At 57.0% G+C, this 20681-nt stretch carries 17 protein-coding genes; 9 read left to right on the top strand and 8 right to left on the bottom strand.

Features of this window, described 5'->3' with window-relative positions; all coding sequences use genetic code 11:
• The first annotated feature begins 100 nt into the window (after window positions 1–100).
• A complete protein-coding gene (gene metH / locus D5067_RS21795) occupies window positions 101–3784 on the top strand; it encodes a methionine synthase (RefSeq protein WP_119937945.1) in 3684 nt (1227 codons plus the stop codon).
• Window positions 3785–4001: 217 nt separating this feature from the next.
• Window positions 4002–5633: a Na/Pi cotransporter family protein gene (locus D5067_RS21790; protein WP_119937944.1), complete on the top strand. Its 1632-nt coding sequence runs from the start codon at window positions 4002–4004 to the stop codon at window positions 5631–5633.
• Here the strand turns inward: D5067_RS21790 and D5067_RS21785 are convergent.
• The gene (locus D5067_RS21785) at window positions 5630–5917 is read right to left on the bottom strand and encodes an addiction module antidote protein (RefSeq protein ID WP_119937959.1); all 288 of its coding nucleotides are present in this window, start codon (window positions 5915–5917) and stop codon (window positions 5630–5632) included. The two genes, D5067_RS21790 and D5067_RS21785, sit on opposite strands and share 4 nt — an antisense overlap.
• 6 nt (window positions 5918–5923) lie before the next feature.
• Window positions 5924–6226 carry a type II toxin-antitoxin system RelE/ParE family toxin gene (locus D5067_RS21780; RefSeq protein ID WP_119937943.1) on the bottom strand — a complete coding sequence of 101 codons (303 nt, stop codon included), beginning with the start codon at window positions 6224–6226 and terminating at the stop codon, window positions 5924–5926.
• 197 nt (window positions 6227–6423) lie between these two features.
• Between D5067_RS21780 and rluF the strand changes: the two genes are divergently transcribed.
• Window positions 6424–7296: a 23S rRNA pseudouridine(2604) synthase RluF gene (rluF, locus tag D5067_RS21775; protein WP_119937942.1), complete on the top strand. Its 873-nt coding sequence runs from the start codon at window positions 6424–6426 to the stop codon at window positions 7294–7296.
• On the opposite strand, the gene D5067_RS21770 is transcribed toward rluF, so the two are convergent.
• From D5067_RS21770 to lysC, 3 genes are all read right to left on the bottom strand, one after another.
• Window positions 7297–7569, bottom strand: coding sequence for a YjbD family protein (locus D5067_RS21770; protein ID WP_119937941.1), 273 nt, complete (start codon window positions 7567–7569; stop codon window positions 7297–7299).
• A 50-nt stretch (window positions 7570–7619) separates the two neighbouring features.
• A complete protein-coding gene (panS, locus tag D5067_RS21765) occupies window positions 7620–8564 on the bottom strand; it encodes a ketopantoate/pantoate/pantothenate transporter PanS (RefSeq protein ID WP_119937940.1) in 945 nt (314 codons plus the stop codon).
• A 92-nt stretch (window positions 8565–8656) separates the two neighbouring features.
• Entirely contained in the window at window positions 8657–10006 is a 1350-nt protein-coding gene (lysC, locus tag D5067_RS21760) for a lysine-sensitive aspartokinase 3 (RefSeq protein ID WP_119937939.1), read from the bottom strand.
• A gap of 374 nt (window positions 10007–10380) precedes the next feature.
• Between lysC and pgi the strand changes: the two genes are divergently transcribed.
• The 6 genes from pgi to psiE all read left to right on the top strand — a co-directional run bounded on the left by pgi (window position 10381) and on the right by psiE (window position 16775).
• A complete protein-coding gene (pgi, locus tag D5067_RS21755; RefSeq protein WP_119937938.1) occupies window positions 10381–12030 on the top strand; it encodes a glucose-6-phosphate isomerase in 1650 nt (549 codons plus the stop codon).
• A gap of 366 nt (window positions 12031–12396) precedes the next feature.
• Window positions 12397–12639 (top strand): exopolysaccharide production protein YjbE, encoded by a 243-nt coding sequence (gene yjbE / locus D5067_RS21750; RefSeq protein WP_119937937.1) that lies wholly within the window; start codon window positions 12397–12399, stop codon window positions 12637–12639.
• A gap of 63 nt (window positions 12640–12702) precedes the next feature.
• Entirely contained in the window at window positions 12703–13341 is a 639-nt protein-coding gene (locus D5067_RS21745; RefSeq protein ID WP_119937936.1) for a YjbF family lipoprotein, read from the top strand.
• Window positions 13338–14075 carry a capsule biosynthesis GfcC family protein gene (locus D5067_RS21740; RefSeq protein ID WP_119937935.1) on the top strand — a complete coding sequence of 246 codons (738 nt, stop codon included), beginning with the start codon at window positions 13338–13340 and terminating at the stop codon, window positions 14073–14075. The genes D5067_RS21745 and D5067_RS21740 overlap by 4 nt, the downstream gene beginning before the upstream one ends.
• Window positions 14075–16171 (top strand): YjbH domain-containing protein, encoded by a 2097-nt coding sequence (locus tag D5067_RS21735; RefSeq protein ID WP_119937934.1) that lies wholly within the window; start codon window positions 14075–14077, stop codon window positions 16169–16171. The genes D5067_RS21740 and D5067_RS21735 overlap by 1 nt, the downstream gene beginning before the upstream one ends.
• A 193-nt stretch (window positions 16172–16364) precedes the next feature.
• Window positions 16365–16775, top strand: coding sequence for a phosphate-starvation-inducible protein PsiE (gene psiE, locus D5067_RS21730; protein WP_000202963.1), 411 nt, complete (start codon window positions 16365–16367; stop codon window positions 16773–16775).
• 96 nt (window positions 16776–16871) lie between these two features.
• On the opposite strand, the gene malG is transcribed toward psiE, so the two are convergent.
• From malG to malE, 3 genes are all read right to left on the bottom strand, one after another.
• Complete coding sequence (malG, locus tag D5067_RS21725) at window positions 16872–17762, bottom strand: maltose ABC transporter permease MalG (protein ID WP_119937933.1); 891 nt, start codon at window positions 17760–17762, stop codon at window positions 16872–16874.
• A 14-nt stretch (window positions 17763–17776) separates the two neighbouring features.
• The gene (malF, locus tag D5067_RS21720; protein ID WP_119937932.1) at window positions 17777–19321 is read right to left on the bottom strand and encodes a maltose ABC transporter permease MalF; all 1545 of its coding nucleotides are present in this window, start codon (window positions 19319–19321) and stop codon (window positions 17777–17779) included.
• A 125-nt stretch (window positions 19322–19446) separates the two neighbouring features.
• Window positions 19447–20637, bottom strand: coding sequence for a maltose/maltodextrin ABC transporter substrate-binding protein MalE (gene malE / locus D5067_RS21715; RefSeq protein ID WP_089598604.1), 1191 nt, complete (start codon window positions 20635–20637; stop codon window positions 19447–19449).
• Window positions 20638–20681: the final 44 nt, after the last annotated feature.

The following is a 20681-nucleotide window of genomic DNA, read 5'->3' as shown; positions in this document are numbered from 1 at the left end:
ACATGTCTCATGTTACCGCCGAGTGACTTTTCCACCCTGCGAGATTATGCCAGTATGGAACGCAGCCTTTTGGCCTTGTTGAGCGTTGTCGGGAGCAAGTGTGAGCAGCAAAGTAGAGCAACTGCGTGCGCAGTTAAATGAACGAATTCTGGTGCTGGACGGCGGCATGGGCACCATGATCCAGGGCTATCGTCTGAGTGAAGACGATTTCCGCGGCGAACGCTTCGCCGACTGGCCATGTGACCTGAAGGGAAACAATGACCTGCTGGTGCTCAGCAAGCCGTCCGTCATTAAAGATATCCATAACGCCTACTTCGAGGCGGGGGCGGATATTGTTGAAACTAACACCTTCAACTCGACAACCATCGCCATGGCGGATTACCAGATGGAATCCCTGTCGGCGGAGATTAACTTTGAGGCGGCCAGACTGGCCCGCGCCTGCGCCGATGAATGGACGGCCCGCACGCCGGACAAGCCGCGCTACGTTGCCGGGGTGCTGGGCCCGACCAACCGCACCGCGTCGATTTCACCGGACGTCAACGACCCGGCGTTTCGTAATATCACCTTTGACCAGCTGGTGGCCGCGTACCGCGAGTCCACCAAAGCGCTGGTGGAAGGCGGTTCCGACCTGATCCTGATTGAAACCGTATTCGACACTCTCAACGCCAAAGCCGCGATTTACGCGGTGAAAGAAGAGTTCGAGGCGCTGGGCGTCGACCTGCCAATCATGATTTCCGGCACCATCACGGATGCTTCAGGCCGCACCCTGTCCGGCCAGACAACCGAAGCGTTTTATAACTCCCTGCGCCACGCCGAAGCGCTCTCCTTTGGCCTGAACTGCGCGCTGGGGCCGGACGAGCTGCGCCAGTACGTGCAGGAGCTTTCCCGCATCGCGGAATGCTACGTCACCGCCCACCCGAACGCCGGCCTGCCGAACGCGTTCGGCGAATACGATCTCGATGCCGACACCATGGCGGCGCAAATCCGCGAGTGGGCCGAGTCCGGCTTCCTGAACATCGTCGGCGGCTGCTGCGGCACCACGCCGGAGCATATCGCCGCCATGAGCCGTGCGGTGGCCGGGCTGCCGCCGCGCAGGCTGCCCGAGCTTCCCGTCGCCTGCCGTCTTGCCGGTCTTGAACCGTTGACCATCGGCGATGACAGCCTGTTTGTGAACGTCGGTGAGCGTACTAACGTCACCGGTTCGGCAAAGTTCAAACGGCTGATTAAAGAAGAGAAATACAACGAAGCGCTGGACGTCGCTCGCCAGCAGGTGGAAAGCGGCGCGCAGATAATCGATATCAACATGGATGAGGGGATGCTCGACGCCGAAGCGGCGATGGTACGTTTCCTCAACCTCATTGCCGGCGAGCCGGACATCGCTCGCGTGCCGATCATGATCGACTCCTCCAAATGGGAGGTCATCGAAAAAGGGCTGAAGTGCATCCAGGGTAAAGGCATCGTCAACTCCATCTCGATGAAAGAGGGCGTGGAGATCTTTATCCACCACGCGAAGATGGTGCGCCGCTATGGTGCCGCTGTGGTGGTGATGGCCTTTGATGAGGTCGGCCAGGCAGATACCCGCGAGCGTAAAATTGAGATTTGCCGCCGCGCGTACAACATTCTGACCGAAGAGGTGGGCTTCCCGCCGGAAGACATCATCTTTGACCCGAACATTTTCGCTGTCGCGACCGGTATCGAAGAGCACAACAACTATGCCCAGGACTTTATCGGGGCCTGTGAAGACATCAAGCGCGAGCTGCCGCACGCGCTGATCTCCGGCGGCGTGTCGAACGTGTCGTTCTCGTTCCGCGGCAACGACCCGGTGCGTGAAGCCATTCACGCCGTGTTCCTCTATTACGCCATCCGTAACGGCATGGACATGGGGATCGTTAACGCCGGGCAGCTGGCGATTTACGACGACCTCCCGGCCGAGCTGCGCGACGGCGTTGAAGACGTCATTCTTAACCGCCGCGACGACGCCACCGAGCGCATGCTGGATCTGGCGGAGAAGTACCGCGGCAGCAAGTCGGATGAGGCGGTAAACGTTCAGCAGGCCGAGTGGCGCGCCTGGGACGTGAAAAAGCGTCTGGAGTACTCGCTGGTTAAAGGCATTACCGAATTTATTGAACTCGACACGGAAGAGGCCCGTCAGCAGGCCGCGCGTCCTATTGAAGTGATCGAAGGCCCGCTGATGGACGGCATGAACGTGGTGGGCGATCTGTTCGGCGAAGGCAAGATGTTCCTGCCGCAGGTGGTAAAATCCGCACGCGTGATGAAGCAGGCCGTGGCCTATCTTGAACCCTATATCGAAGCCAGCAAAGAGAAAGGCTCCACTAACGGTAAAATGGTGATCGCCACCGTAAAAGGTGACGTTCACGACATCGGCAAGAACATCGTCGGCGTGGTGCTGCAGTGCAATAACTATGAGATTATCGACCTTGGCGTGATGGTTCCTGCGGACAAAATCCTCAAGACCGCGCGCGAGGTGAACGCTGACCTGATTGGCCTTTCCGGGCTGATTACCCCGTCCCTGGACGAGATGGTCAACGTGGCGAAAGAGATGGAGCGACAGGGCTTTACCATCCCGCTGCTGATTGGCGGAGCGACCACCTCGAAAGCGCACACGGCGGTGAAAATCGAGCAGAACTACAGCGGCCCGACGGTTTACGTGCAGAACGCGTCACGCACCGTGGGCGTAGTGTCCGCGCTGCTGTCCGACACCCAGCACGACGATTTTGTGGCGCGTACCCGTAAAGAGTACGAGACCGTACGTATCCAGCATGCGCGTAAAAAACCGCGCACGCCGCCGGTCACCCTTCAGGCGGCGCGTGACAACGATCTGGCGTTTGACTGGTCGAGCTATACGCCGCCGGTCGCGCACCGCCTGGGCGTACAGGACGTAACCGCCAGCATCGAGACGCTGCGTAACTACATCGACTGGACGCCGTTCTTTATGACCTGGTCGCTGGCGGGCAAATATCCCCGCATCCTCGAAGATGAGGTGGTGGGTGAAGAGGCTAAGCGCCTGTTCAAGGATGCCAACGACATGCTCGACACGCTGAGCGCAGAGAAGGCCCTTAACCCGCGCGGCGTGGTGGGGCTCTTCCCGGCAAACCGCGTGGGCGACGACGTTGAAATTTATCGTGATGAAACCCGTACCCACGTGCTGGCCGTAAGCCGCCATCTGCGCCAGCAAACCGAGAAGGTGGGTTTTGCGAACTACTGCCTGGCTGATTTTGTTGCGCCGAAACTCTCGGGTAAAGCCGACTATATCGGCGCTTTTGCCGTCACCGGCGGTCTGGAAGAAGACGCGCTGGCGGAAGCGTACGAAGCACAGCACGACGACTACAACAAAATCATGATCAAAGCGCTTGCCGACCGCCTGGCGGAAGCCTTTGCTGAGTATCTGCACGAGCGCGTGCGCAAAGTACACTGGGGCTACGCGGCGAATGAAAACCTCAGCAATGAGGATCTGATCCGCGAAAACTACCAGGGCATTCGCCCGGCGCCGGGCTACCCGGCCTGCCCGGAGCACACCGAGAAAGGCACTATCTGGCAGCTGCTGGATGTGGAAGCGCATACCGGGATGAAGCTCACCGAGTCGTTCGCCATGTGGCCCGGGGCGTCCGTTTCCGGCTGGTACTTCAGCCATCCGGACAGCAAGTACTTTGCCGTGGCGCAGCTCCAGCGCGATCAGATCGAAGATTATGCTCTGCGCAAGGGCATGAGCGTGTCAGAAGTCGAACGATGGTTAGCACCCAATCTGGGCTACGACGCGGATTAAAAACACTTTTCCTTACAACAAACAGGGCGCTCACTGGGCGCCCTGTCTCTTTCTTACGTTTAAACCCTTATACTGGAAGAAGGTTATTGCCATTTTGCCCGGCGGCGCTGCGCTTGCCGGGCCTGCGCGTAGGCCGGATAAGGCACCGCCGCCATCCGGCAGGACAACGCGCAACAAGCCTCAGGAATACACATAACGATAAGGAGGAAAACCTTCCGTGCTGACCCTGTTACACCTGCTCTCTGCAGTGGCACTGCTGGTATGGGGCACCCATATTGTCCGTACCGGCGTTATGCGCGTGTTTGGCGCACGTTTACGTACCGTTCTCAGCAGCAGCGTAGAGAAGAAGCCGCTCGCGTTCTGCGCGGGCATCGGCGTTACGGCGCTGGTGCAAAGCAGCAACGCTACCACTATGCTCGTCACCTCTTTCGTGGCGCAGGATCTGGTCGCGCTCGCCCCGGCGCTGGTGATCGTTCTCGGCGCTGACGTGGGGACCGCGCTGATGGCGCGTATCCTGACCTTCGACCTCTCCTGGCTGTCGCCGCTGCTGATTTTTATCGGCGTCATCTTCTTCCTCGGCCGCAAGCAGACTCGCGCCGGGCAGCTTGGCCGCGTGGGCATTGGCCTCGGCCTCATCCTGCTGGCGCTTGAGCTCATTGTGCAGGCGGTCACGCCTATCACCCAGGCCAACGGCGTGCAGGTCATTTTTGCCTCGCTGACCGGCGACATCATGCTGGATGCGCTGATCGGGGCGGTGTTTGCTATCGTCAGCTACTCCAGCCTGGCAGCGGTCCTGCTGACGGCGACCTTAACCGCCGCGGGGGCGATCTCCTTCCCGGTGGCGCTGTGCCTGGTGATCGGTGCCAACCTCGGCTCTGGCCTGCTGGCGATGCTCAACAACAGCGCCGCCAATGCCGCCGCCCGCCGCGTGGCGCTGGGCAGCCTGCTGTTTAAGCTGGTGGGCAGCCTGATTATTCTGCCGTTCGTTTACCCGCTGGCGAACCTGATGGACAATCTCCCGCTGCCGAAGGCGGAGCTGGTGATCTATTTCCACGTCTTCTACAACCTGGTGCGCTGTCTGGCGATGGTGCCGTTTGCCGCGCCGATGGCCCGCTTCTGCGAACGCCTCATCCGCGATGAACCGGAGCTGGATGCGCGCCTCAAGCCTAAGCATCTGGACACCTCGGTGCTGGATACCCCCGCGCTGGCCATCGCCAATGCCGCGCGTGAAACGCTGCGCATGGGCGATGCGATGGAAACCATGCTCGAAGGGCTGCAGAAGGTGATGCACGGCGAGCCGCGCGAAGAGAAAGAGCTGCGCAGGCTGGCGGACGACATCAATGTGCTATACACCGCCATCAAGCTTTATCTGGCGCGTATCCCTCAGGACGAGCTGGCGGAAGAGGAGTCCCGACGCTGGGCCGAAATTATCGAGATGTCGCTCAACCTGGAACAGGCCTCGGATATCGTTGAGCGTATGGGGAGCGAGATCGCTGATAAATCTCTGGCCGCGCGTCGCGCGTTTTCAGGTGAAGGCCTGAAGGAGCTTGAAGCACTGCACGAACAGCTGGTCAGCAACCTGAAGCTGGCGATGTCGGTCTTCTTCTCAAGCGACGTGCCCAGCGCGCGCCGCCTGCGTCGTAACAAACATCGTTTCCGCATCCTCAACCGCCGCTACTCGCATGCGCACGTAGAGCGTTTGCACCAGCAGAACGTGCAGAGTATCGAAACCAGCTCCCTGCACCTGGGGCTGCTGGGGGACATGAAGCGCCTTAACTCCTTGTTCTGCGCGGTGGCCTATAGCGTGATGGAGCAGCCGGATGAAGACGACGAGCGGGACGAGTATTAATCACCGGCGTGTTTGATTGTTAGCCCAAGACCCAATGCTTTCATGACCGCCAGCGTGGTTTTGAGCGTTGGGTTCCCCTTATCACTGAACGATCGATACAGCTGTTCTCGTGATAGGCCAGTTTGCTGTGAAATGGCCGACATTCCTTTCGCGCGCGCGATGACGCCCAGAGCTTTAGCAATATATGCAGAGTCGCCCGTTTCTAATGCATCAGCCATAAACACGGCGATTTCCTCGTCATCCACCAGCGCGTTGGCTGGATCGTAGGGTGTTAATTTATGCATGCTCATTCACTCCTGCCATTGGGATACATTGCTCAGCATTTTTGCCATAAGTATGTCTCTGGCCTGGCTGCTTTTGTCACCACCACATAACAGCACGATGATGCAATTGCCCTGGTCTTTAAAATAGATTCTGTAGCCTGGGCCAAAGTGGATCCTCAGCTCACTTATACCTTCGCCCACGGGTTTAACGTCGCCCGCCAGGCCATTTGCCAATCGAAAGAGGCGAGAAGCGATAACGGTCTTCGCTCGCCGATCTTTTACGTTTTGCTCCCAGCGTCGAAAGGATTCTGTCTGAACAATCTCCTTCATATTACTCCCTGTAATTTATAAACTACAAATAATTGTGTCTGGAGAGTAAAACTAAAAGGAGTTACCGCAAGGGTAAATGGCCTGACGCTGAATCCTGAAAGCGTCTCGCAAACTAAAAAACCCGTCTCAGTTACCGTCGGCCGATCTTTTTTTTCGGCCCAAACCTAAGGTATATTTCGCCCTTCACAGGAGAAATTATGCTGCCAACTCAATCAACCCGATTAAACAAATACATTAGCGAGAGCGGGATCTGCTCACGTCGCGAGGCTGACCGTTACATTGAACAAGGTAACGTGTTTCTTAACGGCAAACGCGCCACCATCGGCGATCAGGTAGTTCCTGGCGATGTGGTAAAAGTGAATGGTCAGGTCATCGAACCGCGTGATGCTGAAGACCTGGTGTTTATCGCGTTGAACAAACCGGTTGGCATTGTCAGCACCACGGAAGACGGCGAGCGGGACAACATCGTTGATTTCGTGAACCACAGCAGCCGCATTTTCCCGATTGGCCGTCTGGATAAAGACTCTCAGGGGCTGATTTTCCTCACCAACCACGGCGACCTGGTCAACAAAATCCTGCGTGCCGGTAACGACCACGAGAAAGAGTACATCGTTACGGTGAACAAGCCGGTGACGGACGAATTTATCCGGGGCATGGGCGCAGGCGTGCCGATCCTGGGAACCGTCACGAAGAAGTGTAAGGTCAAGAAAGAGGCGCCGTTCGCGTTCCGCATAACGCTGGTGCAGGGCTTAAACCGCCAGATCCGCCGTATGTGCGAGCACTTCGGCTATGACGTGACGAAGCTGGAACGTACCCGCATCATGAACGTCAGCCTGTCGGGCATCCCGCTGGGCGAGTGGCGTGATTTAACCGGCGACGAGCTGATTGAGCTGTTCAAGCTTATCGAAGACTCGTCCTCAGAAGCGAAGCCGAAGGCCAAAGCGAAACCCAAAGCTCAGGCGATCAAGCGCCCGGTGGTGAAGGCGCCGCAGGCGGAGGAAAAGGGGCGAGGCAAGCCGGCTAACGGAAAACGCTTTGCCCAGCCAGGCCGCAAAAAGAAAGGGCGCTGATTAGCGCCTTCCACGGGTAGAGGTTGTGGCTGACCAGGAAAAGGTCGCCTCTGCATCCGGTTTATAGGCCTGCTGCTTCTTAAGCTTGCGGGCTTTCTTCGCCTCGGCGTCGCGCTGAGCCATCAGTTTGTCGATGTACTCTTTTTTCACCTGGTTGGTTTCGGCGTTCGTCAGCGTGCGGCCGTGTGCAATGCGGGCGCGGTCGAGAAGCGTTTTAAGTTCGCGCTGCTCGGCTTCCGTCATGTCTTTCTGGGTCAATCGTGGTGTAGCCATTGCTGAAGCCTCCTGATGGGGAGGCTCCAGTGTAAAGCAAGCGCGGCAAATTAACCCTGTTTCACCGCATCTTTTTTCGGTTCTTCATCAATCGGTTTTCCGGACCAGTAGCCCGCCAGCAGCGAGCCGGACAGGTTATGCCAGACGGAGAACAGCGCGCCCGGCAGTGCCGCCAGCGGCGAGAAGTAGATTTTACCGAGCGCCGCCGCCAGGCCGGAGTTCTGCATACCCACCTCGATTGCCAGCGTGCGGCAGGTAGATTCGTCAAAGCCAAACAGCTTCCCGCCCCAGTAGCCGCCCAGCAGGCCAATGGTGTTATGCAGTACCACCGCGATGATGACGACAAAGCCCACGGAGGCAATGTGCGATGCTGAACCCGCCACCACGGCGCTGATGATTGCCAGAATACAGACCATCGAAAACGCCGGCAGGTAAGGCTCAACGGCCTTCACCACGCGCGGAAAGAGATGATGAATGACCAGACCCAGCGCAATCGGGATCACCACGATTTGCAGAATGCTCAGCAGCATGCCCATCACGTCAACCTGGATATGCGCGTCGACGTACAGGCGAGTTAACAGCGGCGTGGCAACCACGCCCACCAGCGTGGAAACGGACGAGATGGTGACGGAGAGCGCCACGTCGCCTTTTGCCAGATAGATCATCACGTTGGACGCCGTGCCGCTGGCGACGCTGCCCACCAGCACCATCCCGGCGGAGAGATCCGGCGGCATCTTAAAGGCCATTGCCAGCAGCCACGCCGCGAGCGGCATCACCAGATAGTGCAGGAAAATCCCTGCCGCAACGGGCGCCGGGCGAGACAGCACGCGTTTAAAGTCGTCAATCTTCAGGTGTACGCCCATGCCGAGCATGATCAGCATCAGCAGCGTGGTAACCCACGGCCCGATGCCGGTGAAGGTGGTGGGGGTGTAATACGCGAGTACAGAGAGCAGCAGCGCCCATAGCGGGAACAGCCGGGTGATGGCCGATAACATAGGTATTCCTTGCGATTGTGTTGTGTTGTTTAGTTATGAAAAAGCCGGGTCTGTGCCCGGCTTATAGTTATTGTTTATAGTGCTAACGAATTTTATTCAAACAAATTCTGATGAAGTTTCTGCACCACCTGCTCCGCCTGATCGGCCGGGACCAGGAAGCAGAGGTTGTAGCTGGACGCGCCGTAGCAAATCATGCGGATGCTGAACGGGTCGAGAACGCCGAAGACCTCTTTGCCTACGCCGCAGGCGCGGGACAGTTTGTTGCCAATGATGGCAACCAGCGCCAGATCTTCTTCCACCTCAACGCGGCACAGCTCAGACAGCTCAATCAGCAGCGACTGGGTCAGCAGGGTATCGCCCTTGGAGGTTGAGCCTGTCGTATCCAGCGTCAGCGCAATGCTCACTTCTGAGGTGGTGATCAGGTCTACGGAGATATTGTGGCGCGCAAGGATCCCGAACACTTCTGCCAGGAACCCGCGGGAGTGCAGCATATTATGGCTGTGCAGCGTGACCAGCGTCTGCTTGCGACGCAGCGCCAGGGCGCGGAACAGCGGCGGGCTTTCGGTTCGCTTACACACCATCGTGCCGCCTGCTTTCGGCTCTTTGCTGGAGCCAACGAAGACTGGAATATCGCTGCGCACGGCGGGAAGCAGGGTTGCCGGATGCAGCACTTTCGCGCCAAAGGTGGCCATCTCCGCCGCTTCTTCAAAGGCGATCACATCAATACGTTTCGCCGTGGAGACCACGCGAGGGTCGGTGGTGTAAATGCCCGGCACGTCCGTCCAGATATCGACGCGCGTGGCGTGCAGCGCTTCGCCCAGCAGGGCAGCGGTGTAGTCACTGCCGCCGCGGCCAAGCGTTGTGGTACGGCCTTTGGCTTCGCTACCGATAAAGCCCTGGGTGATCACAATACTCTCTTCCAGGCGCGGTGCCAGCTGCTGGCCGGTCAGCTCTGCCAGAGCCTCAACGTCCGGTTCGGCACGGCCAAAACGATCGCTGGTGCGCATCACTTTGCGCACGTCAAACCACTGCGCCGGAATGTTACGCTCGCGCATAATCTCAACGAACAGCAGGGTCGACATCAGCTCACCGTGGCTGACCAGTTCATCCGTCAGGGCGGTGGAGTTTGCCAGAGAGGCGGCTTCTGCCAGGGTGGTGATATTTTCCAGCAGACGTTCTATTTCCTCGCGGATCACATTTGGATTCTGTAAACACTCAAGGATGTCGAACTGAATTTTGCGCAGCGCGTCCAGCTTCACGAAACGTTCTGTCGCTTCAAGTCCTTCAGACAGAGAAACCAGCAGGTTCGTCACGCCAGCGGATGCAGAAAGCACCACCAGGCGGGTATTCGGATCGGCCAGCACCACATCGGCGCTGCGGTTCATGGCAGCGTAATCTGCCACACTGGTGCCGCCAAACTTGGCGACCACAAAACTCGTCATAACAACCTCGTGTCAGGAAATGAATAAGCGACCATGGCACAAGAATGATATGAAAACAGGTGCAGGCGCGAAATACGGCCCTATAAATAAAATGCGGGGGAGGTCCTGTCAATGCTGGGATTATGCGGATTTTTCATGGGGGGGTACCCCTGAGAAACAGGACTTATAACAGGCCCATATTTTATGCTCCTTTTTAGCCTGTTTTGGGCGACATTTCGCCGCCGCAGGAGGCCTCGCCAGCAGCTATACTTTTCGGGTCTTTTCACCTGCGTTTGATGCAGACCAGGGCAATGGCATAAAAACCATCACAATTTTTATTTGCAGGCGCTACAATCGACCGCAGTCACAATTCTCAAATCAGAAGAGTATTGCTAATGAAAAACATCAACCCAACGCAGACCGCTGCATGGCAGGCACTACAGAAACATTTTGATGAAATGAAAGACGTCACCATCGCGGATCTGTTCGCGAAAGATGCCGATCGTTTCACTAAATTCTCCGCGACCTTCGATGACCTGATGCTGGTGGATTTCTCCAAAAACCGCATTACCGAAGAGACGCTGGCAAAACTGCAGGATCTGGCGAAAGAGACCGAGCTTGCCGACGCCATCAAATCCATGTTCTCCGGTGAGAAGATCAACCGCACCGAAGACCGCGCCGTGCTGCATGTGGCGCTGCGTAACCGTAGCAATACGCCAATCATCGTTGACGGCAAAGACGTGATGCCGGAAGTGAACGCGGTGCTGGAAAAGATGAAAACCTTCTCTGAAGCGATCATCTCCGGCAGCTGGAAAGGCTACACCGGCAAAGCGATCACCGACGTGGTGAACATCGGTATCGGCGGCTCTGACCTCGGCCCGTTCATGGTGACCGAAGCGCTGCGCCCGTACAAAAACCACCTGAACATGCACTTTGTGTCTAACGTCGATGGGACCCACATCGCCGAAGTGCTGAAGAACGTGAACCCGGAAACCACGCTGTTCCTCGTGGCGTCTAAAACCTTCACTACCCAGGAAACCATGACCAACGCCCACAGCGCGCGCGACTGGTTCCTGAAAACCGCTGGCGACAACAAGCACGTGGCGAAGCACTTCGCGGCGCTGTCCACCAACGGTAAGGCGGTGGGCGAGTTCGGTATCGACACCGCGAACATGTTTGAGTTCTGGGACTGGGTTGGCGGCCGCTACTCGCTGTGGTCTGCGATTGGCCTGTCCATCATCCTCTCCGTGGGCTTTGACAACTTCGTTGAGCTGCTCTCCGGCGCGCACGCGATGGATAAACACTTCTCCACCACCGCACCTGAGAAAAACCTGCCGGTGCTGCTGGCGCTGATCGGTATCTGGTACAACAACTTCTTCGGCGCTGAAACCGAAGCTATCCTGCCGTACGACCAGTACATGCACCGCTTTGCTGCCTATTTCCAGCAGGGCAACATGGAATCCAACGGTAAGTACGTTGACCGTAACGGCAACGCGGTGGACTACCAGACTGGCCCAATTATCTGGGGTGAGCCAGGCACCAACGGCCAGCACGCGTTCTACCAGCTGATTCACCAGGGCACCAAAATGGTACCGTGCGATTTCATCGCGCCGGCTATCACGCACAACGCATTGTCCGATCACCATCCGAAGCTGCTGTCTAACTTCTTCGCGCAGACCGAAGCGCTGGCGTTCGGTAAATCCCGCGAAGTGGTTGAGCAGGAATACCGTGACCAGGGTAAAGATCCGGCCACGCTGGACCACGTTGTGCCGTTCAAAGTGTTCGAAGGCAACCGTCCAACCAACTCCATCCTGCTGCGCGAAATCACGCCGTTCAGCCTGGGTGCGCTGATCGCCCTGTACGAGCACAAGATCTTCACTCAGGGTGCCATCCTGAACATCTTCACCTTTGACCAGTGGGGCGTTGAGCTGGGTAAACAGCTGGCAAACCGCATTCTGCCAGAGCTGGGTGACGATAAAGCGATCGACAGCCACGACAGCTCTACAAACGGTTTGATTAATCGTTATAAAGCATGGCGTGCGTAATTAATATGTCATGAACAATGCCGGCGATATGCCGGCATTTTTTTATCGGATAATTCCTGATGTCTGTTAGTTAACTCAAATTCTCGTCATGAGTTTAATCTGAAAAACACGGTTAACCCGCTAATCACTGCGGTTTATTTTAGGAATATACGGATAAGGCACTTATTAAGAGTTAATTATATATGTATGATTTTTAATGATTATATATTTAATTTTTTATTCTTACATTTCAATTTTATCCATTAGTCTGAAAACCTCCCCCCTATTTACCCGTACGGCAATCCCTCTGCTTTAGTTGTGTATACTCGATTCCGCCTGAAATTCTTTTTGGGCAAATCTCCATTCATTCATTGAAGGGAAATTGTTATGAAGAAAGTACTGTATGGCATTTTTGCCATATCTGCGCTTGCGGCGTCGTCTGTTTATGCAGCTCCGGTTCAGGTCGGGGAAGCGGCAGGTTCGGCAGCTACGTCTGCGTCTGCGGGGAGTTCTACCGCGGCCAGCACCAGCACCGTAAGTTCAGCCGTGGGTGTCGCGCTGGCGGCAACCGGTGGCGGTGATGGTTCCAATACCGGAACCACGACCACCACGACGACCAGCACCCAGTAATACCGGGTGTTTTAATCATAACCACACTTCGGTGTGGTTATTTCGCCCCTTCGGAGAAGAGTCGTGAAGCGACCTGCAATCATCCTGATTTGCCTGCTGTTGCAGGCGTGCTCAGCCACCACCAAAGGGCTGGGAAATTCCCTGTGGGACAGTATGTTCGGCACGCCGGGCGTACATCTGACCGATGACGAACTGCAAAACATGCCGTATGCCAGCCAGTACATGCAGCTAAACGATGGGCCGCAGCTGTTTGTGGTGCTCGCTTTCGATGAAAACGGGCAGCAGAAATGGGTGACGCAGGATCAGGCCACCATCGTGACGCAGCATAGCCGTATTGTGAAAACGCTGCTCGGCGGGGACAACCTGCTTGAGGTGAACAATCTCGCCGAAGACCCGCTCATTAAACCGAATCAGATCGCCGACGGCGCAAGCTGGACGCGCACGCTGGGCTGGACCGAGCACAAGCAGGTTCGCTACGCCACGGCGCGTTCCACCTTCCGCTGGGATGGCACAGACAGCGTCCGCGTCGGCAGTGACGAAACGCAGGTTCGCGTGCTGGATGAAGAGATCGTGACCGACCAGGCCACCTGGCACAACCGCTACTGGGTGGATGAAGAAGGGCAGATCCGCCAGTCCTTACAGTATCTCGGCGCGGGTTTCTTCCCGGTGAAAACCACTCTGATCAAGGCGGCGAAATCATGAACAGGCTCATCCACGTTGCGCTGCTCGCCAGCCTGGCCACTCCGCTGGCATGGTCGGCAGGAACGGTGAAGGTCTACACGCCGGACAGTGAAAAACCGAAAACCTTAACCGATGCCGGGCATCTTCTCGATCTCGTTGGACAGCCAAGGCTGGCTAACAGCTGGTGGCCGGGGGCGGTTATCAGCGAGCGCCAGGCAACGGTCGTGGCGGAACAACAACACCTTGCCCTGCTGGCACGCCTGACGGGTCTGGCGGATCGGGAAGACGGCGACGATGCCGCAGCTATCAACAGCGTTCGCCAGCAGCTCCAGGCGCTGAAGGTAACAGGCCGCCAGAAGGTGAACCTTGATCCAGATGAAGTACGCGTCGTGGAAAACGGCAACCCGGCGCTGGAAGGGGACTATACGCTCTGGCTTCCGGTGAAGCCGACAACCATCACCGTGATGGGGCTCATCAGCCGCCCGGGCGAAAAGCCCTTTACCCCCGGTCGGGATGTGGCGAGCTATCTCGACGAACAGAGCTTGCTCAGCGGCGCGGATAACAGCTACGCCTGGATTGTTTATCCAGACGGGCACACGCAAAAGGCGCCCGTTGCGTACTGGAATAAGCGCCATATCGAACCCATGCCCGGCAGCATCATTTTTGTCGGCTTTGCCGACCATTTCTGGACGAAGGCTTATGACGGGCTGAACGCCGATATCCTTCATTCCCTGACGCAGCGGATCCCGGATTAATGAAAAAAACCTATCTCTACAGCATGCTGGCGCTGTGCGTCAGTGCCGCCTGCCATGCAGAAACCTATCCGGCGCCGATTGGCCCATCGCAATCAGACTTTGGCGGCGTCGGTTTGCTGCAAACCCCTACCGCACGAATGGCGCGCGAGGGGGAGATCAGCCTCAACTATCGTGATAACGATCAGTACCGCTACTACTCCGCCTCCGTACAGCTTTTCCCGTGGCTTGAAACCACGCTGCGCTATACCGACGTGCGTACCAAACAGTACAGCAGCGTCGATGCCTTCTCCGGCGATCAGACCTATAAGGACAAAGCCTTCGACGTCAAACTGCGTCTGTGGGAAGAGAGCTACTGGATGCCGCAGGTATCCGTTGGCGCGAAGGATATTGGCGGTACGGGCCTGTTTGACGCGGAATACGTTGTGGCCAGCAAAGCCTGGGGACCGTTCGACTTCTCGCTCGGTCTGGGCTGGGGCTATCTCGGCACCAGCGGTAACGTGAAAAACCCGTTCTGTTCCTACAGCGACAAATACTGCTACCGCGATAACAGCTACAAGAAAGCGGGCTCCATTAACGGCGACCAGATGTTCCACGGCCCGGCCTCGCTGTTTGGCGGCGTCGAATACCAAACGCCGTGGCAGCCGCTGCGCCTGAAGCTCGAGTATGAAGGGAATGACTACTCACAGGACTTCGCCGGCAAGATTGAGCAAAAGAGCAAGTTTAACGTCGGCGCCATTTACCGCATCACCGATTGGGCCGACGTTAACCTCAGCTACGAGCGCGGCAACACCGTGATGTTTGGCTTCACGCTGCGCACCAACTTTAACGATATGCGCCCGCGCTACAACGACAACGCGCGGCCAAAATACCAGCCGGAGCCGCAGGATGCGATTATCCAGCACTCCGTTGTTGCCAATCAGCTGACGCTGCTGAAGTACAACGCCGGCCTGGCCGATCCAAAAATTCAGACCAGGGGCGATACGCTGTACGTTACCGGCGAGCAGGTGAAATACCGCGACTCCCGCGAAGGGATCGAGCGCGCCAACCGGATCGTCATGAACGATCTGCCGGAGGGGATCCGCACGATCCGCGTGACGGAGAACCGCCTTAACCTGCCGCAGGTGACCACGGAAACGGACGTCGCCAGCCTTAAGCGCCACCTGGAAGGCGAGCCGCTCGGACATGAAACCGAGCTGGTGCAAAAGCGTATGGAACCGGTCGTGCCGGACACCACCGAACAGGGCTGGTATATCGATAAATCGCGCTTTGATTTCCATATCGATCCGGTGCTTAACCAGTCCGTTGGCGGGCCTGAAAACTTCTATATGTATCAGCTGGGCGTGATGGCGACGGCGGATCTGTGGGTCACCGACCACCTGCTGACCACCGGCAGCCTGTTCGGCAACATCGCCAATAACTACGACAAGTTCAACTACACCAACCCGCCTAACGACTCAAAGCTGCCGCGCGTGCGTACCCGCGTGCGTGAATACGTGCAGAATAACGCCTACGTGAATAACCTGCAGGCCAACTACTTCCAGTACTTCGGCAATGGATTCTACGGCCAGGTGTACGGCGGCTATCTGGAAACCATGTACGGTGGGGCGGGGGCTGAGGTGCTGTACCGCCCCGTCGACAGCAACTGGGCGTTTGGGATTGACGCCAACTACGTGAAACAGCGTGACTGGCGCAGCGCGCAGGACATGATGAAGTTCACCGACTACAGCGTCAAAACCGGCCATCTGACCGCCTACTGGACGCCGTCATTCGCGCAGGACGTGCTGGTAAAAGCCAGCGTCGGCCAATATCTGGCGGGCGATAAGGGCGGCACGCTGGATATCTCCAAACACTTCGACAGCGGCGTGGTGGTGGGCGGCTATGCCACCATCACCAACGTCTCACCGGACGAATATGGGGAAGGTGACTTCACCAAAGGCGTATACGTATCGATTCCGCTGGATCTGTTCTCGTCTGGCCCAACCCGCAGCCGTGCGGCGATTGGTTGGACGCCGCTGACGCGCGACGGCGGCCAGCAGCTTGGGCGTAAGTTCCAGCTGTATGACATGACCAGCGATAAGAATATTAACTTCCGCTAATGCCCCTCACCCTAACCCTCTCCCCAAAGGGGAGAGGGGATCGCTCGGCGCTATCTTTTCGCCCTCGCCCCTTTGGGGAGAGGGCCGGGGTGAGGGGAATCCTCTCCATTGCGCAAAACATAAACAAAAAATATAGATCCCCGTCACATTTTTGCGTTATACAGGAACCTCGCCCTGGAGAATGAGGTGCTGTATGACATCCCTGACTCGCCCGCGCGTTGAGTTTATCTCAACAATCCTCCAGACCGTGCTCAACCTCGGTCTGCTGAGCCTTGGCCTGATACTGGTCGTCTTTCTCGGTAAAGAGACGGTGCATCTTGCAGATGTGCTGTTCGCCCCTGAGCAAACCAGCAAATACGCGCTGGTGGAAGGCCTGGTGGTCTATTTTCTCTACTTTGAATTTATTGCCCTGATTGTGAAGTACTTTCAGTCCGGCTTTCACTTCCCGCTGCGCTATTTTGTCTACATTGGGATCACCGCCATCGTGCGGCTGATCATCGTCGATCATAAATCGCCCCTCGACGTGCTGATCTACTCGGCGGCGATCCTGCTGCTGGTGATCACCCTCTGGCTGTGCAACTCGAAGCGGCTGAAGCGCGAATAAAAAAAGGGCGCTCCGAGGAGCGCCTAACAACAGTCACAAGTTGGGTTAATACGGTACGTCTAAAGTTGAGGGTTGCAGTGGCATAACAAATGAAACTTAACCTTTCACACCGCCCGCCGTCAGGCCGTTTACCAGCCAGCGCTGGGCCAGCAGGAACACCAGAGTGATCGGGATGGCGGAGAGTACAGCCGCCGCGGCAAAGTCGCCCCACAGGTAGTTTTGCGGGTTGAGGTATTGCTGCATGCCTACGGCCAGCGTGTAGCTGTTCACGTCGCGCAGTAACAGAGACGCGACCGGCACCTCGGTAATGGCGGCGATAAACGACAGGATAAAGACCACCGCGAGGATAGGCACCGACAGCGGCAGCAATACCAGACGGAATGCCTGCCACGGGGTTGCGCCATCAAGCGACGCAGCTTCTTCCAGCGAGCTATCGATGGTTTCGAAATAGCCTTTAATGGTCCATACATGCAGTGCGATACCGCCAAGATAGGCGAAGATCACGCCGCCGTGTGTGTTCAGACCGATGAACGGGACATACTGGCCCAGACGGTCAAACAGGGCATACAGCGCCACCAGCGACAGTACCGCCGGGAACATCTGGAAAATCAGCATCCCTTTCAGCAGCGTCGCTTTGCCCGGGAAGCGCATACGGGCGAAGGCATAAGCGCAGGTGGTGGAAAGCGCTACGATGCCGATCGCGGTGATGGTCGCGACTTTCACCGAGTTCCACAGCCACAGCAGCACCGGGAACGGCGGCGGCGTGACGCGGCCATCGGCATGTTCAACGCTGAAGCCCAGCGCGAGCTTCCAGTGCTCCCAGGAGATTTCGTCCGGGATCAGGCTCCCGGTCGCGAAGTTGCCCGAGCGCAGGGAGATGGCGATAACCATCAGCAGCGGGAACATAATCGCCGCAATAAAAATCAGCAGGCCTAAGTGCGTCGCCAGGAGGCGCAGCTTCTGTGATTTGGGTTGGACCATAGACATAATCAGTGCCCTCCTTAGTCAAATTTCATACGTGTGGCTTTCAGGTTCACAATCGCCAGGGCGCCTACCAGCAGGAAGATCAGGGTGGCAATCGCCGCCGCCAGGCCGAAGTCCTGACCGCCGCCGCCCTCGAAGGCGATGCGGTAGGTATAGCTCACGAGCAGGTCGGTATAGCCCGCCGGCGTGGTCGTGCCGAGACGGTCCGGGCCGCCGTTGGTCAACAGCTGAATCAGCACGAAGTTGTTAAAGTTAAAGGCGAAGCTGGCAATCATCAGCGGCGTCAGCGGCTTAATAAGCAGCGGCAGCGTAATCTTGAAGAAGTTCTGGAACGGGCCTGCACCGTCCATTGCCGAGGCTTCGTACAGATCGTCCGGAATAGCTTTCAGCAGGCCCATGCACAGGATCATCATGTACGGATAACCGAGCCAGGTGTTGACGATGATAATCATCGAGCGGGCGGTGGTCGGGTCGCTGAACCAGGCCGGTTTGATACCGAACAGCGCGCTCAGCATCATGTTGATTTCACCGAAGCTCTGGTTGAACAGCCCTTTGAAAATCAGAATCGAGATAAACGACGGTACGGCGTACGGCAGGATCAGCAGCACGCGATAAATGGCTTTGCCTTTGAGGGACTCCCACTGGACGAGACAGGCGAGCACCATGCCCACGGCTACTGTGAGGATCACGGTCACAACGGAGAAGACCACCGTCCAGACGAAGATGGCAAAGAACGGTTTCTGGATCCCTTCATCGGTAAATACGCGGGTGAAGTTATCCCAGCCGATGGTGACGGTATAGCCCGGGCTGAGTTTGTCATCACCCCAGCTGCCGTCGGCAGTAATGGACTGATAGAAACCAATATCGTTGTTCGGACGGTACTTCACGCCGCTCTGGTTGTTGGTCAGCGTGCCGTCATCGGCAAGAGCGTACAGCGGCTGGGTACCGGAGAACTGGCGCAGCGAGCTCATGGTCACTTTGCTTTCGTCTGGCAGCACGGCGGTAAGCTGAGTCAATGCCTGACGGTTTTGGGTAATGATACGCAGGTTAGCACGTTCTCCTTCCGGCAGGGCCGCAGCCTCTTTTAAGGCAAGCTTCTGCTCGCCGCCAAACTTGAACGCGTCGGAAATGAAGACCTTGCTGCTTTCTTCGTCAGTGAGTGCTAACTTCCACTCGTCGCCCGCAGGATACAGGCCGAAATTAAAGGTTTTACCCGCCTGATAAGAGCGGTCCAGAAGCACCTGTTGGGCGCGCTCCTGAGCAAGCTGGTTGGTGCTGCTGTAGTTGGTGAAGGCAATCGCGATGGTACAAATCAGCGGGAACAGGACAAACAGACCCATCCCGGCAACGCCCGGGTAGACATAGCGCCAGGCGTAGGCTTTACGGTTAGCGAAAATATACAGGCCAGCAGAGCTTAAAATCAGCGTCATGATGGCGAACAGGTACTCCCCTTGTACGTACATTAAAACAACAAGGTAACCCACCAGCAGACACAGCAGACCTATCGCTGACCACTTCAGCGCGTCGCTTTGCCACCAGTGCTTCTTTTTAATGACATCCATGGGGTTCTTCCTCTACAACGTTTGATCTTTTCTACCTCTCCTGGGGGAGAGGGCCGGGGTGAGGGCGTGCGGATAGCGACAACCCTCACCCTAACCCTCTCCCAGAGGGAGAGGGGACTACGGCATTACTTAGTAATACGGCCCTGAGCATCTTTCAGCGCGGCATCGACGGTCTGACGACCGCTTGCAGCGTTGATAACCGCAGTACGGGTGGCGTACCAGAACGCGGCCATCTGTGGGATGTTCGGCATGATTTCGCCTTTCTGGGCGTTATCCATGGTGGCCGCGATGCGTGGGTCTTTCGCCAGCTGATCCTGGAAGGATTTCAGCGCAACGGCACCCAGCGGCTTGTCCTTGTTCACTTCATCCAGACCCTGATCGGTCAGCAGGTAGTTTTCCAGGAACTCTTTTGCCAGCTCTTTGTTCGGGCTGGCGGCGTTGATGCCCGCGCTCAGCACGCCAACGAACGGTTTAGACGGCTTGCCGTTAAAGGTAGGCAGCAGCGTCACGCCATAGTTGATTTTGCTCTTGTCGATGTTGGTCCAGGCCCACGGACCGTTGATGGTCATCGCGGTTTCGCCTTTGTTGAACGCCGCTTCCGCGATGGAGTAGTCGGTATCCGCGTTCATGTGTTTGTTCTTAATCAGGTCAACCAGGAAGGTCAGGCCCGCTTTCGCGCCAGCGTTGTCCACGCCCACGTCTTTCACGTCATACTTGCCGTTTTCAAACTTGAACGCGTAGCCGCCGTCGGCAGCAATCAGCGGCCAGGTGAAGTACGGTTCCTGCAGGTTGAACATCAGGGCTGATTTACCTTTCGCCTTCAGCTCTTTATCCAGGGCTGGGATCTCTTCCCAGGTCTTCGGCGGGTTTGGTACCAGGTCTTTGTTGTAAATCAGTGACAGCGCTTCAACGGCGATTGGGTAAGCGATCAGCTTGCCGTTATAGCGAACGGCGTCCCAGGTGAACGGGAAGAGTTTGTCCTGGAAGGCTTTGTCTGGCGTCACTTCAGCCAGCAGGCCAGACTGCGCGTAGCCGCCGAAACGGTCGTGCGCCCAGAAGATGATATCCGGGCCATCACCGGTTGCCGCGACCTGCGGGAATTTCTCTTCCAGCTTGTCCGGGTGTTCGATGGTGACTTTGATGCCTGTATCTTTCTCGAATTTTTTACCCACTTCGGCCAGGCCGTTATAGCCCTTGTCGCCGTTAATCCAGATAACCAGCTTACCTTCTTCAATTTTGGCGAGAGCCGGTGCGGAAATCATCATTGCTGCCAGGGCGGACAATGCGAAAACGCGTGCGCCAGTCTTGATCTTCATATCTGCCATCCTTTTTGGTGATGTGCTCGTGGATACATGAGGTG

Origin of the sequence: Enterobacter huaxiensis, assembly GCF_003594935.2 — a bacterium.
Taxonomy (GTDB): domain Bacteria; phylum Pseudomonadota; class Gammaproteobacteria; order Enterobacterales; family Enterobacteriaceae; genus Enterobacter; species Enterobacter huaxiensis.
Note: the sequence above shows the minus strand (reverse complement) of the source record. Positions and strands in the feature narration are given on the sequence as shown.

Coding starts and splice junctions, on each gene's coding strand:
- malE (WP_089598604.1), bottom strand. CDS start 20,637: ATGAAGATCAAGACTGGCGCACGCGTTTTCGCATTGTCCGCCCTGGCA.
- pgi (WP_119937938.1), top strand. CDS start 10,381: ATGAAAAACATCAACCCAACGCAGACCGCTGCATGGCAGGCACTACAG.
- D5067_RS21785 (WP_119937959.1), bottom strand. CDS start 5,917: ATGCATAAATTAACACCCTACGATCCAGCCAACGCGCTGGTGGATGAC.
- D5067_RS21780 (WP_119937943.1), bottom strand. CDS start 6,226: ATGAAGGAGATTGTTCAGACAGAATCCTTTCGACGCTGGGAGCAAAAC.
- D5067_RS21735 (WP_119937934.1), top strand. CDS start 14,075: ATGAAAAAAACCTATCTCTACAGCATGCTGGCGCTGTGCGTCAGTGCC.
- psiE (WP_000202963.1), top strand. CDS start 16,365: ATGACATCCCTGACTCGCCCGCGCGTTGAGTTTATCTCAACAATCCTC.
- rluF (WP_119937942.1), top strand. CDS start 6,424: ATGCTGCCAACTCAATCAACCCGATTAAACAAATACATTAGCGAGAGC.
- D5067_RS21770 (WP_119937941.1), bottom strand. CDS start 7,569: ATGGCTACACCACGATTGACCCAGAAAGACATGACGGAAGCCGAGCAG.
- lysC (WP_119937939.1), bottom strand. CDS start 10,006: ATGACGAGTTTTGTGGTCGCCAAGTTTGGCGGCACCAGTGTGGCAGAT.
- yjbE (WP_119937937.1), top strand. CDS start 12,397: ATGAAGAAAGTACTGTATGGCATTTTTGCCATATCTGCGCTTGCGGCG.
- panS (WP_119937940.1), bottom strand. CDS start 8,564: ATGTTATCGGCCATCACCCGGCTGTTCCCGCTATGGGCGCTGCTGCTC.
- D5067_RS21740 (WP_119937935.1), top strand. CDS start 13,338: ATGAACAGGCTCATCCACGTTGCGCTGCTCGCCAGCCTGGCCACTCCG.
- malF (WP_119937932.1), bottom strand. CDS start 19,321: ATGGATGTCATTAAAAAGAAGCACTGGTGGCAAAGCGACGCGCTGAAG.
- malG (WP_119937933.1), bottom strand. CDS start 17,762: ATGTCTATGGTCCAACCCAAATCACAGAAGCTGCGCCTCCTGGCGACG.